This is a genomic window from Bacillus sp. MN7755 (assembly GCF_054771475.1).
In genome coordinates, this window is sequence record NZ_BTRL01000001.1 from 138135 (window position 1) to 153806 (window position 15672).

13 protein-coding genes and 1 pseudogene are annotated in these 15672 nt (G+C 35.3%); 6 read left to right on the forward strand and 8 right to left on the reverse strand.

Features of this window, described 5'->3' with window-relative positions; all coding sequences use genetic code 11:
* Window positions 1–299: 299 nt before the first annotated feature.
* The 3 genes from ACYVEC_RS00800 to ACYVEC_RS00810 all read left to right on the forward strand — a co-directional run bounded on the left by ACYVEC_RS00800 (window position 300) and on the right by ACYVEC_RS00810 (window position 2902).
* Window positions 300–1733 carry an alanine/glycine:cation symporter family protein gene (locus tag ACYVEC_RS00800; protein WP_063222182.1) on the forward strand — a complete coding sequence of 478 codons (1434 nt, stop codon included), beginning with the start codon at window positions 300–302 and terminating at the stop codon, window positions 1731–1733.
* 193 nt (window positions 1734–1926) lie between these two features.
* A complete protein-coding gene (locus ACYVEC_RS00805) occupies window positions 1927–2367 on the forward strand; it encodes a Dps family protein (protein ID WP_001041891.1) in 441 nt (146 codons plus the stop codon).
* Between the two features lie 337 nt (window positions 2368–2704).
* Complete coding sequence (locus tag ACYVEC_RS00810) at window positions 2705–2902, forward strand: hypothetical protein (protein ID WP_063222183.1); 198 nt, start codon at window positions 2705–2707, stop codon at window positions 2900–2902.
* A 17-nt stretch (window positions 2903–2919) separates the two neighbouring features.
* Here ACYVEC_RS00810 and ACYVEC_RS00815 read toward each other — a convergent pair.
* Window positions 2920–3201: pseudogene (locus ACYVEC_RS00815) on the reverse strand (hypothetical protein).
* Between the two features lie 117 nt (window positions 3202–3318).
* Complete coding sequence (locus ACYVEC_RS00820) at window positions 3319–3897, reverse strand: LOG family protein (protein WP_063222184.1); 579 nt, start codon at window positions 3895–3897, stop codon at window positions 3319–3321.
* 73 nt (window positions 3898–3970) lie between these two features.
* Between ACYVEC_RS00820 and ACYVEC_RS00825 the strand changes: the two genes are divergently transcribed.
* Together ACYVEC_RS00825 and ACYVEC_RS00830 are read left to right on the forward strand one after the other, a co-directional pair.
* Window positions 3971–4294, forward strand: a complete 324-nt coding sequence (locus tag ACYVEC_RS00825; protein WP_063222185.1) for a MazG nucleotide pyrophosphohydrolase domain-containing protein — start codon at window positions 3971–3973, stop codon at window positions 4292–4294.
* Window positions 4295–4347: 53 nt separating this feature from the next.
* Window positions 4348–4854: a ferritin gene (locus ACYVEC_RS00830; protein WP_063222186.1), complete on the forward strand. Its 507-nt coding sequence runs from the start codon at window positions 4348–4350 to the stop codon at window positions 4852–4854.
* 25 nt (window positions 4855–4879) lie between these two features.
* On the opposite strand, the gene ACYVEC_RS00835 is transcribed toward ACYVEC_RS00830, so the two are convergent.
* The 5 genes from ACYVEC_RS00835 to ACYVEC_RS00855 all read right to left on the reverse strand — a co-directional run bounded on the left by ACYVEC_RS00835 (window position 4880) and on the right by ACYVEC_RS00855 (window position 11377).
* Complete coding sequence (locus ACYVEC_RS00835; protein WP_063222187.1) at window positions 4880–5113, reverse strand: hypothetical protein; 234 nt, start codon at window positions 5111–5113, stop codon at window positions 4880–4882.
* Window positions 5114–5207: 94 nt separating this feature from the next.
* Window positions 5208–6389 carry a NupC/NupG family nucleoside CNT transporter gene (locus tag ACYVEC_RS00840; RefSeq protein ID WP_063222188.1) on the reverse strand — a complete coding sequence of 394 codons (1182 nt, stop codon included), beginning with the start codon at window positions 6387–6389 and terminating at the stop codon, window positions 5208–5210.
* Window positions 6390–6739: 350 nt separating this feature from the next.
* Window positions 6740–7921 (reverse strand): NupC/NupG family nucleoside CNT transporter, encoded by a 1182-nt coding sequence (locus tag ACYVEC_RS00845; protein ID WP_000673852.1) that lies wholly within the window; start codon window positions 7919–7921, stop codon window positions 6740–6742.
* 331 nt (window positions 7922–8252) lie between these two features.
* Complete coding sequence (locus ACYVEC_RS00850) at window positions 8253–9692, reverse strand: alanine/glycine:cation symporter family protein (RefSeq protein ID WP_063222189.1); 1440 nt, start codon at window positions 9690–9692, stop codon at window positions 8253–8255.
* A 254-nt stretch (window positions 9693–9946) separates the two neighbouring features.
* On the reverse strand, window positions 9947–11377 hold the full coding sequence (locus ACYVEC_RS00855; protein WP_001022921.1) for an alanine/glycine:cation symporter family protein: 1431 nt from the start codon (window positions 11375–11377) through the stop codon (window positions 9947–9949).
* Window positions 11378–11677: 300 nt separating this feature from the next.
* On the opposite strand from ACYVEC_RS00855, the gene ACYVEC_RS00860 reads away from it, so the two are divergent.
* Entirely contained in the window at window positions 11678–12316 is a 639-nt protein-coding gene (locus ACYVEC_RS00860) for an NAD(P)-dependent oxidoreductase (protein ID WP_063222190.1), read from the forward strand.
* Between the two features lie 44 nt (window positions 12317–12360).
* Here ACYVEC_RS00860 and ACYVEC_RS00865 read toward each other — a convergent pair whose 3' ends face one another.
* Window positions 12361–15549, reverse strand: coding sequence for a putative mucin/carbohydrate-binding domain-containing protein (locus tag ACYVEC_RS00865; protein ID WP_460505355.1), 3189 nt, complete (start codon window positions 15547–15549; stop codon window positions 12361–12363).
* Between the last annotated feature and the right edge of the window lie 123 nt (window positions 15550–15672).

A 15672-nucleotide genomic window follows, 5' to 3' on the forward strand; every position in this document is an offset into this window, starting at 1 on the left:
TTTTATTGTAATAATAAGTGGCTCCTAAAAAGATACTTAAAGATGTAATGATAAAAAATATATTACTTCTCATTTTCAAACTCTTAAGGCTTACTTTCAATAAAGTTTCTTCTTTCAAATTATCCCCTCTTTCTCGCTTTACATTTAGTTTTTTAAAATGTAAATAATTCTAAAAATATTACTATGTAACATAATCATAACACAAAATGAGTTTGAGTAACATAATTTTTTAGAAAAATTGATTCTCGTATATTTTTTGCATATAATTTTCTTATTACGGAAAAAAGGAAGTGTATTATATGGTTGATATCTTTAGCAGATTCCTTGAGGTAACGAATAATATTTTATGGTCATATATTCTTATTGCAATGCTAATCGGCTTCGGTCTTTATTTCTCTTTTAAATTGAAGTTTGTCCAAATTACTCATTTTGGTGAGATGGTCGGTTTAATTAGTAAAGGGTTTAATCGAAAAGAAAAAAAGAAAGATAGCATCTCTCCATTCCAAGCATTTTGCCTAAGTGCAGCAGCACGTATCGGTATCGGGAACTTAGCTGGTGTAGCACTAGCCATTTCAATGGGTGGACCTGGCGCAATATTTTGGATGTGGTTTATCGCTATCCTTGGAGCAGCTACTAGTTTCGTAGAATGTACGCTCGCGCAAATTTATAAAGTAAAAGATGGAAGCAGATTCCGTGGTGGTCCAGCATATTACATGGAAAAAGGATTAAATAAACGCTGGATGGGTGTTTGGTTTTCACTTCTTATTACAGTTGCGTACGGATTAATTTTCAATTCTGTACAAGCAAACACAGTAACAATAGCATTTGAAAATGCTTTTGGACTAGAGCGAACGATCGTAGGGGCTCTATTGGCTTTATTAGTTGCAGTTATTATTTTCGGTGGCATCAAGAGCATTTCACGTATTACAGAAATGATTGTTCCTCCAATGGCAATTATTTATATTGGTGTGGCAATTTTTGTTGTTATTAATAACTTCACTATGTTACCAAGCATTTTCACGGAAATATTTAACAGCGCATTTGGTTTAGACCAAGCCGTCGCTGGTGGTATTGGAGCAGCAATCAAGTTCGGAATTCAGCGCGGTTTATTCGCGACAGAAGCAGGTATGGGTAGCTCTCCTAACGCAGCAGCAACATCAGATGTATCTCACCCTGTAAAACAAGGACTTGTTCAAGCATTAGGTGTTTTCGTAGATACATTCTTAGTATGTACATCAACAGCATTTATCGTATTATGTTCTGGACTTTACAAAGGATCGAATTTAGAAGGTATTGAACTAACTCAACAAGCATTAAGTTCACAAATTGGACCGTGGGCAAGCACTTTCTTAGCGATTATTATTTTCCTATTCGCGTTCAGCTCTTTACTAGGAAACTACTATTATGGTGAAACGAATATCGCATTCATTAAAGAAAGCAAAACATGGTTAATGATTTATCGCGTTGCAGTTGTCGGAATGGTATTCTTCGGATCAATCGCTGCCCTTAAAACAGTTTGGAGTTTAGCTGATTTATTCATGGGACTAATGGTATTCACAAACTTAATTGCCATCTCATTCCTAAGCAAGTTCGCCTACGCAGCATTAGTAGACTATATTAAGCAAAAGAAACAAGGAAAAGACCCTGTTTTCATTGCAAGTTCTATCCCTGGCTTACAGAATACAGAGTGCTGGGATGGACAGGATGTAGAAGAAAAACAGAAGGCTGTATAATAATTAATAGCAGTAACTATATATCAAACAAAATCCCTATTACTTCACAGTAATAGGGATTTTTATTTACAGCAGTTCATAATTTGTTCAAATTAATTCCAGCAAAAGGGTTGATTTATACGAATTACTAGATTATAATAATTATAAATTAGTAATTGATATCATATAACAACTCAAAAGGAGATTGATCATAATGAACAAACAAGTAATCGAAGTATTAAACAAACAAGTAGCAGACTGGAGCGTTTTATTCACAAAACTACATAACTTCCATTGGTACGTAAAAGGACCTCAATTCTTCACATTACACGAGAAATTCGAAGAACTTTACACAGAATCAGCTACTCACATCGACGAAATTGCAGAACGTATTTTAGCAATTGGTGGTAAACCAGTAGCAACAATGAAAGAATACCTAGAAATATCTTCTATTCAAGAAGCAGCTTACGGAGAAACTGCAGAAGGGATGGTCGAAGCAATCATGAAAGACTACCAAATGATGCTAGTCGAACTGAAAAAAGGCATGGAAATCGCTCAAGACTCTGACGACGAAATGACATCTGACCTACTATTAGGCATCTACACAGAACTAGAAAAACACGCTTGGATGCTACGTGCGTTCTTGAATCAATAATAGATTTTAAAGCAGAAGCGGCTCGTTCAGAGTCGCTTTTTTCTATGGATTGGTCATGCATGCTGTGCTGGTACATGAAATTTATATCAGCGATTTTCTAATTATATCGGCGATTTCATCAAATTTATCAGCGATTTCGGCAAATTTATCAGCGATTTTTCCAATATATCGACTTACCGACAAATCACGACAATATCAACACTCTCCTATCCCCACTTTTATCAATATATTACAATCTCTTTTATGTTAAAATATAGGAAACACCCTTTAGCAAAATAGATCCAAAAAAGCTTTTCCATATTCATCATTTACTACTTAAATGGCGGGAGTGGTTCAGTTGAAAGACTACTTAATTAGAGCATTTTTTGCGTTAATAACAGTTGGGATTGTCTTACTTATAGCTAATATTTTCAATATACGTATCGAGGTTAAAGACTACGCTTTCCTCGTTGTCTTAGCAATTGGTGGCGGCTGGGGTGGCTGGTACCTGTATAAAAAACAAAGTAATCAAAATGATAAAGGCATTCCAAAGTAATACGGAATGCCTTCTTTTTATTGCCGTCTATAATAAATAATAAAATTCAAACCGCTAATACAACCAATCGCAATACACATATTAAAACTCTGTACATCTCCGCCTAGATTATACTCATCAACGATAAACCCAGACATAAACAACGTGATCGCTGAAACACCGATACATAATATCGAAATAAACTAAAGCGAAAACTCATTAATTAGCTCTTTCTTCTGTGTTGAAACAATTAGCATAACAAGAATAGATGCTGCTAAAATACTTTTAAAAACAGGGCGTAAATACACAAACTCCTCCATCAATTTCTCCTTTTCCAAAAAATTATATCTCAACATTAACATATTTAACCAAATTAAAAACACATGCCTTTTCAAGATAAAATAACATGTGTTTCCAAAAATCTCTATACAATTGTATTATGATAGTTGCTTCCACTTCGTTCCTAAAACAGGACGCTCGTAATTTTGTATCTTATGAATGAGTGCATCTGCCGTCTCAGCTGAAACGATTAACTCTCTATTCGATGGATTCATAAATCCTTCTTCTGCTGCACGTTCAACCATTTGCAGAATTGGTCCGTAGAAATCTTTTATGTTCAATAAACCAACTGGCTTACTATGTATACCAATTTGTGACCAACATACAACTTCAAATAGCTCTTCAAAGGTTCCATATCCGCCTGGCATTGCAATAAAAGCATCCGCAAGCTCTGCCATTTTCGCTTTACGTTCATGCATCGTTTCTACTTCAATTAATTCTGTTAACCCTGTATGAACAATTTCTCCTCGGAATAGACCGCGCGGCATAACACCTGTCACACGACCACCTAAGCGAAGTACTTCGTTTGCTACTTCTCCCATTAATCCGACGCATGAACCTCCATATACAAGCTCATAGTCGTTCTCAACAAACATTTTACCTAATTCAATTGCCTGCTCTTTGAACTCTGGTCTCTCCCCTAAATTTGAACCTGCAAACACACAAATCTTTCTCATTCCTACACCCCAAAACTATATATTGTCATGATACAATTGTCATTGTACAACATATTGAAGGGATGAGGAAGAAATGGATATCGTCGCATTTGAAAGATGGGTTGAGGAATTTTATGAAAAACGAAGCTGGTCACAGTATAATTCCTTTATTCGCTTAAATTTCTTAACAGAGGAAGTTGGGGAAGTTTCACGCGTTGTTCGCGCTATTGAAATCGGTCGTGATCGTCCTGATGAAGACGCAAAAACAGAAGAAGAACTAAAACAAGAACTAAAAGAAGAACTTGGTGATGTACTATCTAATCTTATTATTCTTTCACAAAAATATGATTTGGATTTACAAGACATTATGGATGCACACGTCACAAAGCTTTCGAAAAGGTTTGAAACATCTAAATGAGAACATTATCAATTATGATATAATATTCTTGTCACAATACTAAGGGGGATTTTATGTTATCTAAAAAATTGCACGACGCACTAAACGATCAAATGAATTTTGAGTTTTACTCTGCCCACGCTTATATGGCAATGGCTGCTTACTGTACGGCAGAGAGCTATGATGGATTCGCTAACTTTTTCCTTGTACAAGCTGAAGAAGAACGTTTCCACGCAATGAAGCTTTATAACTACATTAATGACCGCGGTGAGCGCGCTATTGTTACTGGATTTGATAATCCTAACAACGAATACGAATCTGTATTAAATGCTTTTGAAGTTGCACTTGAGCACGAGCGTGAAGTAACGAAACGCATTTATCACTTATCTGATATCGCTTGGGATGAGCGTGAACATGCAACAATTACATTCTTAAAATGGTTCGTTGACGAGCAAGTTGAAGAAGAAGCTTCATTCGATAGCATCATCCAAAAATTAAAACGTATTACAAGCGATTCAAACGCACTATTTATGCTAGATGCTGAATTAGAGAAACGTACATTTACGCCTCCAGCTGAGTAGTATTTCAATCACCTTAATGAATATATTAAGGTGATTTTTTTATTTCTTCTCTAAGCTGAATAACCCTCGCCACATCCTTCTTATAAAGCACTGAAACCTTTTCAACAAAGTCACTATGAGTAAAAGTTCCATCGCCTTCTTCTACTATGCTCAAATATCCATGTATCAATTTAAAAAATGCTCTAGCATCTTCTCCAGTTAATTGATCAATGTTCTCTATAATCTCATCAAACTCCCTTACACTATCCGCTTCTTTCACCCTAATTCCCCCTCTCTATATTATTTATCATACTAAAATAAAAAAAGTCGTTCATCCCTCTAGGCGAGAGATAAACGACTTCTTTACTATTTTATTAAAGCATAACCCCAACGATAATCGCTGATAATATACTTACTAACGTTGCACCGTATACAAGTTTTAGTCCGAATGATGATACAACGTTTGCTTGTTTACCATCGATACTCTTCGTTGCACCTGCGATAATTCCGATAGATGAAAAGTTCGCAAATGATACAAGGAAAATTGATAAAATACCTACTGTACGAGTTGATAAGTCGCCAGCTACTTTTCCTAAATCAAGCATCGCAACAAATTCGTTTGTTACTAATTTCGTTGCCATAATTTGTCCTGCTGCTAGCATCTCTGATGTTGGAATACCCATTACGAATGCTAATGGTGAGAAGACATATCCTAAAATACTTTGGAAGGTGATTCCGAAAATTGAATCGAATACACCGTTAATTGCTGTAATTAATGCTACGAAACCGATTAGCATCGCCGCTACTGTTACAGCGATAGAGAAACCAAGCATAATATATTCGCCTAACATTTCAAAGAATGTTTGCTTCTTATCTTCTTGCAATTCTAAAATATCATCTTCTTCTTTTACTTCATATGGATTAATGATATGAACGATAATGAATCCACTGAATAAGTTTAAGACAAGTGCTGTTACTACATATTTTGGATCAATCATTTTCATATAAGAACCAACGATTGACATCGATACTGTTGACATTGAAGATGCACAAAGTGTGTATAAACGATTTTTCGGTAATTTGCTTAGTTGATCTTTTACTGTAATAAATACTTCCCCTTGACCAACAATTGCAGCTGCTACCGCATTATATGATTCTAGTTTTCCTAAACCGTTAATTTTACTTAATAGGAAACCGACTGCACGAATGATAATCGGTAAAACTTTAATATGTTGTAAGATCCCAATTAGTACTGCTAAGAAAATAATTGGTAATAATACTGTTAAGAAGAATGGCGCTTGTCCATCATTTGCTAGGCCACCAAATACGAAATTAACCCCTGCTTCCGCAAATTTTAAAATAGCGCCAAACCCATCTGCAATCCCTTTTACTAATACAAATCCGACCTTTGTATTTAGTAAGAAATACGCAAGCACCAATTGAATGACAAGCATAAGTGCAATTGGTTTATATTTAATTTTCTTACGATCTGAACTGATAAGGAACCCTAGTACAAATACTACAAGTAAACCGACTAGAAACATTACTATTTTCATATGTGAATCCTCCACTTCTCCCACGAGTTATTGGTCGTATAACGTATAACGAATGACGTCTGACCATTGATGTTAAAAAATTTAAAACCCCTAAATACTATTCAACTGTTATCTAAAATCAGTAAGCGTTTACATAAATTGCAATTTATAAAAGGTAGCCTCTTCTCTCCTACCATATTTGAAAGTCTGAAATTGATACCACCTACAAATCAAATTGTAAGCGTTATCTAGACGAAATGCAATATAAATTTTAAAAGATTTTCATATGTTAATATATTCCTAATTAATTGGTTTTTTCATGCAAATTTACCATAAAAAAAATAGCCCTAGCTATGAGCTAGGCCACCTTTTTATAGCATAACACCAACGATAATCGCTGATAGAATACTTACTAATGTCGCACCGTACACAAGGCGTAGACCGAATGATGATACAACATTTGATTGATTTTCATCGATACCTTTCGTTGCACCTGCGATAATTCCAATTGATGAGAAGTTCGCAAATGATACAAGGAATACAGAAAGGATACCAACTGTACGAGCTGATAAATCGCCAGCTACTTTTCCAAGATCAAGCATTGCAACAAACTCGTTTGATACTAATTTTGTTGCCATAATTTGTCCCGCTGTTACCATCTCTGCTTGTGGGATACCCATTACGAATGCTAATGGTGAGAAAATATATCCTAAAATAGCTTGGAATGTAATACCGAACATTGAATCAAACAAGCTATTGATTGCTGTAATTAATGCCACGAAACCAAGTAACATCGCTGCTACTGTAATCGCGATTGTGAAACCAAGCATAATATATTCACTTAACATTTCAAAGAATGACTGTTTTTTCTTATTTTCTAATTTCAGTGTATCTTCTTCTTCTGTAATATCGTACGGGTTAATAATATGAATAATAATGAAACCACTAAATAAATTTAATACAAGTGCTGTTACTACATATTTTGGTTCGATCATTTTCATGTAAGAACCGACGATTGACATTGATACTGTCGACATGGAAGATGCACATAATGTATATAAACGATGTTTTGGGATTTTACTTAATTGATCTTTTACTGTAATAAATACTTCTGCTTGCCCAACAATGGCAGCTGCTACTGCATTATATGATTCTAATTTTCCTAGACCATTTACTTTACTTAACAAAGTACCAATAGCGCGAATAAATATCGGTAAAATTTTAAAGTGTTGCAGAATTCCAATTAAAACGGCAAAGAATACGATTGGTAATAATGCTGTTAAGAAGAATGAAACCTCTCCTTTATTAACAAGGCCACCAAATACGAAAACGATTCCAGCTTCCGCATATCCAAGAAGCGCGCCAAATCCATCTGAAATTCCTTTTACTAAAATATAACCAACTTGTGTATTTAATAAGAAATAAGATAACGCTAGCTGAATAACAAGCATAATTGCGATTGGTTTGTACTTAATCTTCTTTCGATCGGCACTTATAAGAAAACCGAGTACAAATACAACGAGTAATCCTACAAGAAACATAACAAACTTCATTAATAAAATCCTCCATTTAACTCTTCATTAACGTTGAACGTCTGACCACTCAAAATAAGAAATAATCCGAACTTTCCATTTCTCCTCCAAAAGCTACAATCGGATAGGAAAGATCATAAAACCTCTTGTTTCAAAGGCATTTCCCATTCTAACATAAATCACAACTCATATCCGCACTTTTCTTAAAAAAATTACATTTTATTATAAAACATTCAAGAATGTTCGTCTTTTGCATTATAAAGTGAAGCTTTAATGAGCGGGGATTTTACTTCTCACAAATAGCTGGATAAAACAAAAAATGAGCATCAAGTTTCACTTGATGCTCGCCTCATTATACCGCTTTTTCTTTATCTGCTACTTGCTCTTCCCAGCACTCTGTATTTTTCAGGCCTGGAATAGAATTTGCGTAGAAGACCGGATCTTTTCCTTGTTTCTTCTGCTTAATATAATCTGATAACGCTGCAAAAGCGTACTTAGAAAGGAATACGATCGCCACTAAGTTAATAACAGCCATAATCCCCATAAATAGATCTGCTAAATCCCAAACGATTTGAATTGTTGCTACAGACCCTAACATAACCATACCAAGTACAGCAATGCGGTATGCATTTAATAGCACTTTACTTCCATTTAAGAACTCAATATTTGTTTCACCATAGTAGTAGTTACCTACTAATGAACTGAATGCAAATAAGAAGATTGCCACCGCTACAAATACAGAAGCCCATGGGCCGATATGCTGACTTAACGCTTGTTGCGTTAATTGAATACCATTTAGATCAGCTGCATTATGCACATCTGATAAAAGAATAATAAATGCTGTACAACTACAAATTAATAATGTATCTGTAAATACCCCTAAAGTTTGAATGAAACCTTGTTTAACTGGGTGCGTTACGTTTGCAGTCGCAGCTGCGTTCGGCGCACTACCCATACCTGCTTCATTTGAGAATAATCCACGTTTTACCCCTAATAAAATCGCAGCTCCTAATCCTCCGCCTACTACTTCTTTAATTCCGAAAGCATGTAAGAAAATTTCTTTAAATACATACGGAATTGCCGTAATGTTTGTTACAACAACGAATAATGCCACTGCTACATAAATAATCGCCATTACTGGAACAATCATTTCAACCGCGCGAGCAATTCGTTTTACTCCGCCGAAAATAATAACTGCAAGTAAACCAGCCATTACAAGACCTACTAATCTACTATCTGTTTTGAATGCCCCATCAAAAGCAGCTGCTACAGTATTAGATTGTACAGCGTTAAAAATTAATCCGAAACTTACTGTTATTAATACAGAGAAAATAGCTCCAAGCCAGCGTTTATTTAATCCCTTTTCCATATAATACGCTGGACCACCACGGAACGCATTCCCATCTTTCACTTTATAAATTTGCGCTAATGTGCTCTCTACAAATGCAGAAGCACCCCCAATTACCGCAATTAACCACATCCAAAATACCGCTCCTGGTCCACCTGCTGAAATTGCGATAGCTACACCAGCTAAGTTACCAGTACCTACACGAGAAGCTGTACTCATACAAAATGCTTGGAATGATGATACGCCGCTCTTCTCTTTTTGCGCTTTCCTCGTTTTCGAGCTTGCCCCATCCCCAAGCAAACGAATCATTTCACCGAAGTAACGAACTTGGACAAATTTCACACGAAATGAAAAGTAGAGCCCTAACCCAATTAACATCGCAATAATGACATATGACCAAAGGACATTATTTATATCCCCAATTACCTTAGCTAAAAAATCCATAATTGTATTGCCCCCTCTTCCTAACAATAAGAAAATTATATTCTAAAAACTTTTAGTAATCAAGAATTTTCGACAAATTCATGTTAGATTTTATGACATGACGTCGTTACATCATATGACACGAGGCTTTTTTCATAAAATAAAACTATACTCAGCTAGTGCATTTCCCTAATACCCAACCACATATTTTCGACAAATCACAGAAAAAAGACCAAACAAAAAGAGCATCGATTTCATCTCGATGCTCTTTTTTATTACACTGCTTTTTCTTTATCTGTTACCGCTGACTTATCCCAACACTCTGTATTCGTTAAACCAGGAATAGAATCTGCACTGAAGACTGGATCTTTTCCTTGTTTCTTTTGCCTTACATAGTCTGCCAAAGCAGCATATGCAAATCGCCCAAGAAGTGTAATCGCAATTAAGTTTGTAATTACCATTAGACCCATAAATAAATCTGCCATATTCCATACGACTTGAAGCGTCGCAATAGAACCGAATAACACCATTCCAACTACCGCAATACGGTAAATCGTTAACCAAGTTTTACTTTGTTTAATGAATTCAATATTCGTTTCACCATAATAGTAATTTCCTAAAAGTGAGCTGAATGCAAATAAGAAAATAATAATCGCTAAGAAACTGCTCGCCCATGGGCCAATTTGTGAACTTAATGCATTTTGCGTTAATTCAATACCTTCTAAATTCGTTGCTTTATATGCACCAGAACATAGTACGATAAATGCTGTTGATGTACATACTAAGAATGTATCTACTAAAACACCAATCGTTTGAATAAAACCTTGTTTCGCTGGATGCGTTACATCAGCTGTTGCTGCCGCGTTCGGCGCACTACCCATACCTGCTTCGTTCGCGAATAATCCACGCTGAATACCATATTTCATTGCAGCACCGATCCCGCCACCTACAGCTGAATCTAAACCGAATGCACCTTTAAAGATTTCTGTAAACACATCTGGTATTAAATAGAAGTTCTTAATGACAACAAAAATAGCTACCGCAATATAAATAAGTGCCATTGGCGGAACAATCATTTCCGACATACGTGCGATACTTTTTACACCACCAAAAATAATAACCGCAACTAATGCAGCTAATGCAATCCCAACAATATAACGCTCAATACCAAAAGCATTTTTAAATGCTAATGTAACTGTATTTGCTTGTACTGAGTTAAAAATTAAACCATAACTAATTGTAATAAGGATAGAGAACCAAATTCCCATCCAACGTTTATTTAACCCTTTTTCCATATAATAAGCAGGACCACCACGGAAGCCACTGCCATCTTTTATTTTATAAATTTGTGCAAGCGTACTTTCTACGAAACTTGAAGAAGCTCCGATAATCGCAATAACCCACATCCAAAATACTGCGCCAGGTCCTCCCATAGAAATAGCTAACGCTACACCAGCTAAATTACCGATACCAATACGAGCTGCTGAACTCATACAGAACGCTTGGAAAGAAGATACACTACCTTTTTTACGCGTCTTTCCAGTTAATCCATCACTCATTAGTCGGACCATTTCCCCTAAATGAGTAATTTGTACGAATTTCAATTTAATAGAAAAATAAAGACCTAAACCAATTAACATTGCAATAAGAATATATGACCAAAGAATTGTATTCGTTGATGAAATAAATTGCTCTAAAATATTCATACAATTAACCCCTCCTTTTCTCCATAAAACGAATTATATTTAAAAAACATTTAAAAATCAACATTTTTCGACAATTTGCAATTTCCAAATATTAACCAGGCGCGAAGTAACAATATCTTTATGACTCTCCTCCCTCTAACTGTGCATACTAAAACAAAAAATAAATCTACAAACTACCCCATTGACAAAAATACCAACCTGTAACTATAATGATTACAACAGATTGTAACAAACCTAATTACAATACATTCATTCACTTTCAGATATACACTTTAACAAAACACTTTGGAGGGATTTATTATGAAAATCGGAATTATCGGAGCAACTGGTAAAGCAGGAAGTCGCATTTTAAAAGAAGCATTAGATCGCGGACATGAAGTAACTGCAATCGTAAGAAATGCTGCAAAAATTACAGAAGAAAATGTAAAAGTTTTAGAGAAAGATGTATTCGCTCTTACATCTAACGATCTACAAGCATTCGATGTAGTTGTAAATGCATTCGGTGCTCCAGCAGGACAAGAACACCTTCACGTAGATGCAGGAAACGTACTAATTGAAGCTATGAAGGGTGCACCAAATACAAAATTACTTGTAGTTGGCGGCGCTGGAAGCTTATTTGTAGACGAAGAGAAAACAACACGTGTATTTGAGACACCAGGTTTCCCAGGCGAATACCTTGCAACAGCTCAAAACCAAGGTAAAAACTTAGAAATCTTGCAACAAACAAACGATATTACTTGGACATTCATCAGCCCTTCTGCACTATTTGCATTAGGAAAACGCACAGGCTCTTATACAGCTGGCAAAGACAACCTGCTTGTTAATGCAAAAGGTGATAGCTACGTAAGTTACGAAGACTTCGCAGTAGCAGCACTTGATGAAATTGAAAATCCAAAACACGTAAACGAACGCTTCACAGTTGTTTCTGAAGCTGAATAATAAAAAAGCTCGTAAAACGTTATGTTTTACGAGCTTTTTTATTATTATATTTGCTCTAAACCATTCGGAGTAATCTTGAAGGAAATTTCTTCAAACTTTTTCTTATCTCCTTTTCCAACGAACTCACTATTTTTGTACCAGCTTAAACGATCTGATTCGGCATGATACACTTTTACTACATCTCCATACTCGAACATCATACCATTTACTTGTTCTGCAAAATTCTTTGAAGTCTCTTGCCCTTCTGCTGTTACATGCTTTTTCTCATTATTATTTTGATCATATAACGTAATTCCCATATATAATTCATTGTTAAAGTAACTATGAATTTGTTCATTTGTAGACGTTACATGTAGTTTCTTATCATCATGATTTAACGTTACAATAGAACGAACAACATTACTAAGCCCTTGGTATACAATGCTATCTCCATACGTTACTTCTACTGGCACTTCCGTCACTTTCTTATTTCCAAAGCGATCTTTCGTTTCTACTTTTACTGTTTGCTTTCCGATTTTTGTTGTATTCGGTTTTTCTACAAAGCCAATTACTTCTCCATCTTTCACTTGAACAAAGTCTTTTGCATTTAATTTTTCAGCGTTTGTTCCGATTACTACTTTTTGCGGATTTGCTTGTACTGTTTGCTCAGCTTCCGATCTTTCAAATCCGTTTTCAGTAATTTTGAAGACTAGTTCCTTTATCTCTTTATTTTTCCCTTCTCCCACATATACACCTTTTTGATACCAGTGTAAGCGTGAAGATTCAGCATGATATACTTTCACCACATCTCCATATTCAAACGCTAGTCCGTTTACTTCCTTAGCAAAAGCTTCTGTACTCTCCAGGCCTTTTACCTCTATATTTTTCTTCTCTTTTCCCTCTCTGTTGTACAGAGTGAATGCAAAATACTTCTCATCTCCAAAATAATCATGAATCAAATTACTCGTATCCGTCGCACTCATTTTTTTCGTATCATGATGTAACGTTATAATTGATTTCATATCGTCAGCGCCATAGCTTAATCCGTATACAAGTAGGCTATCTCCATACGTTACTGTTAGAGGTACTTCTGTCACTTTCTTATTCCCAAAACGATCCTTCGTTTCTACTTTTACCTTTTGTTCACCGATTTTTGTTGTATTCAGTTTTTCTACAAAACCTACTACTTCTCCATCTTTCACTTGAACAAAGTCTTTTGCATTTAATTTTTCAACATCTGTTCCAATTACTACTTTTTGCGGTACTGCCGTTACTTCTTGCTGGGCTTCCATTCTCTCAAAGCCCTTTTCTGTTACTTTAAATAATAATTCTTTCTCTACCTTCGCCTTACCTTGGCCGATAAAGTCATTATTTTGATACCAATTAAAGCGATCTGATTCTGCGTGATACACTTTCACTACATCACCATACTCGAACTCTAATCCATTAATTAATTTCGCAAATTCTTCCGCATTTTCAACACCTTTTACTGTTGCTTTCTTTTTCTCATTTCCATTTTGGTCTAGTAATGAGAATTCAAAATACGTGTCTTCTTTAAAGTAATGGTGCACTTGATTTACATCAGCTGTCGCACTAAATTTTTTCTGATCGTGTTGCATTGTTACGATTGATTTAATATTAGTATCATAATTAAGCCCTTTAAATACTAAGCTATCACCATAACTGACATTTACCACAACCGGAATTAAATTCTTATTACCTTTTTCATCTATAATTTCTACTTTTACAGTTTTTTCTCCAACTTCAGGCTTACCTTGTATAATCACACCTGTTGTTTTTACACCTTTGCCTAAATTCTGTACAAGTTCTTTTGCTTTTTTCTCATCATATGTAGTACCGATTACTACATTTTGTATTTTTTCATTATTTGGCTCGCCATATGGAACTTCATATAACTCAGTTTGTTTTTCACGAATTGGATTGCTATCTGTAGATAACCATATTTCTTTTTCTAATTTTGGTAAATTTAATTTTTCAATCTTTTCTCTCGTAGCATCATTTGCAAATAATCCCCATTTATCAAAGAAAGGAATTAAATTTTGTCCTGCCACTTTTGACGTCATATAAATAAACATTTGCTTTTTTTCTTCATCAGATTTAGGCAGTTCTGTATCATGTAACAAACGATACATTTGATGTAAATTCGGATAGAATTGATCCCCATAAGCTAAATGTAACTGCCAAAACATAACTAATTTCTCAAATACATCCATCTTTTCTTGTGCATCCGGTTTACCTAAATAAGCAAATGCAGCTTCATAGCGCCCTTCTTGCTCTAACCTTGTTTTATGCCCGAATGTAGTTTGAACTGCCAAAGAATAAATATTAACGGTTACTTCTCCAAGTCCATCCCATAACCAAGTATTCTGTTGATGTTGATGTCCCACTTCATGCCAAGGCCCCCATCCATCATTAGTTAACTCTTCTAGATTTAGTACTGGACCTAAATTCCCTTTACTATAAGCTGTTCGATAATAAGTCGCATACATATAATTGTCCGTATACCAGTCTTCAACAAAATGAATGGAATGTTTACCTTGATTCGCAACACCCACACCATCTTTTGATAAACCTGATATCTTATGTTCTATATTAATTATTTCATCGTGTTTCTTTAATACCGCAGCTGGATCTTCTTGTTTTAAATGCTCCGCTACAGTCTCAGGATGCATAGTTAATAAACTATTTTCTCCCTTCATTTCTATTGCATATGGATCAGGATTCTCTGCCAACATACGTTTCCAATCTTTTGTCGTATGCTTTCCTAAAATAAATAAAGGGTTTGTTGTACCACCTTTTTTCACTTTAGCGACTACTTCTCCTGTGTTGTGATAATTATAAAAGTATAATAGTCCCCCATTTGAAGAAGAAATTTTATTCTCACCAGGATTTAAATTGAATTGTTTAGGTTCTTCTTTTTCATAAGAATATGTACCAATATAAGCTTTAATCTGTTGAGTCCCTTCTACTTGAATAACCACTTCTTCACCTGGCTTTACATAAATGCCCGTTGGTTCATAAGGAGAAAAACTCATTCGACGCTGATGCAACTCACGCATCTCTTCTACATTACCTTTTGGCAGCAATTGATACACTCGCTCTTCTTGCTGCTTCTCCTTATCTTCAATTGTCATCTCTGCATACACCTTAGGTACTTCAAGTCCATATGGCGTTAATAACGTAGCTAAACAAACACCAGCCACTAATACCCTACTCGTCTTTTTCTTCGACATAATCTGTGTCCCCTGTTCCTTCATTTAGAAAAACCAACATATATTCATTTAATAAGAAATCCTATTATTTTTATAAAAAAATTTAATGAACAGACTAACACCTCGCGCACCTGTATCTATTAC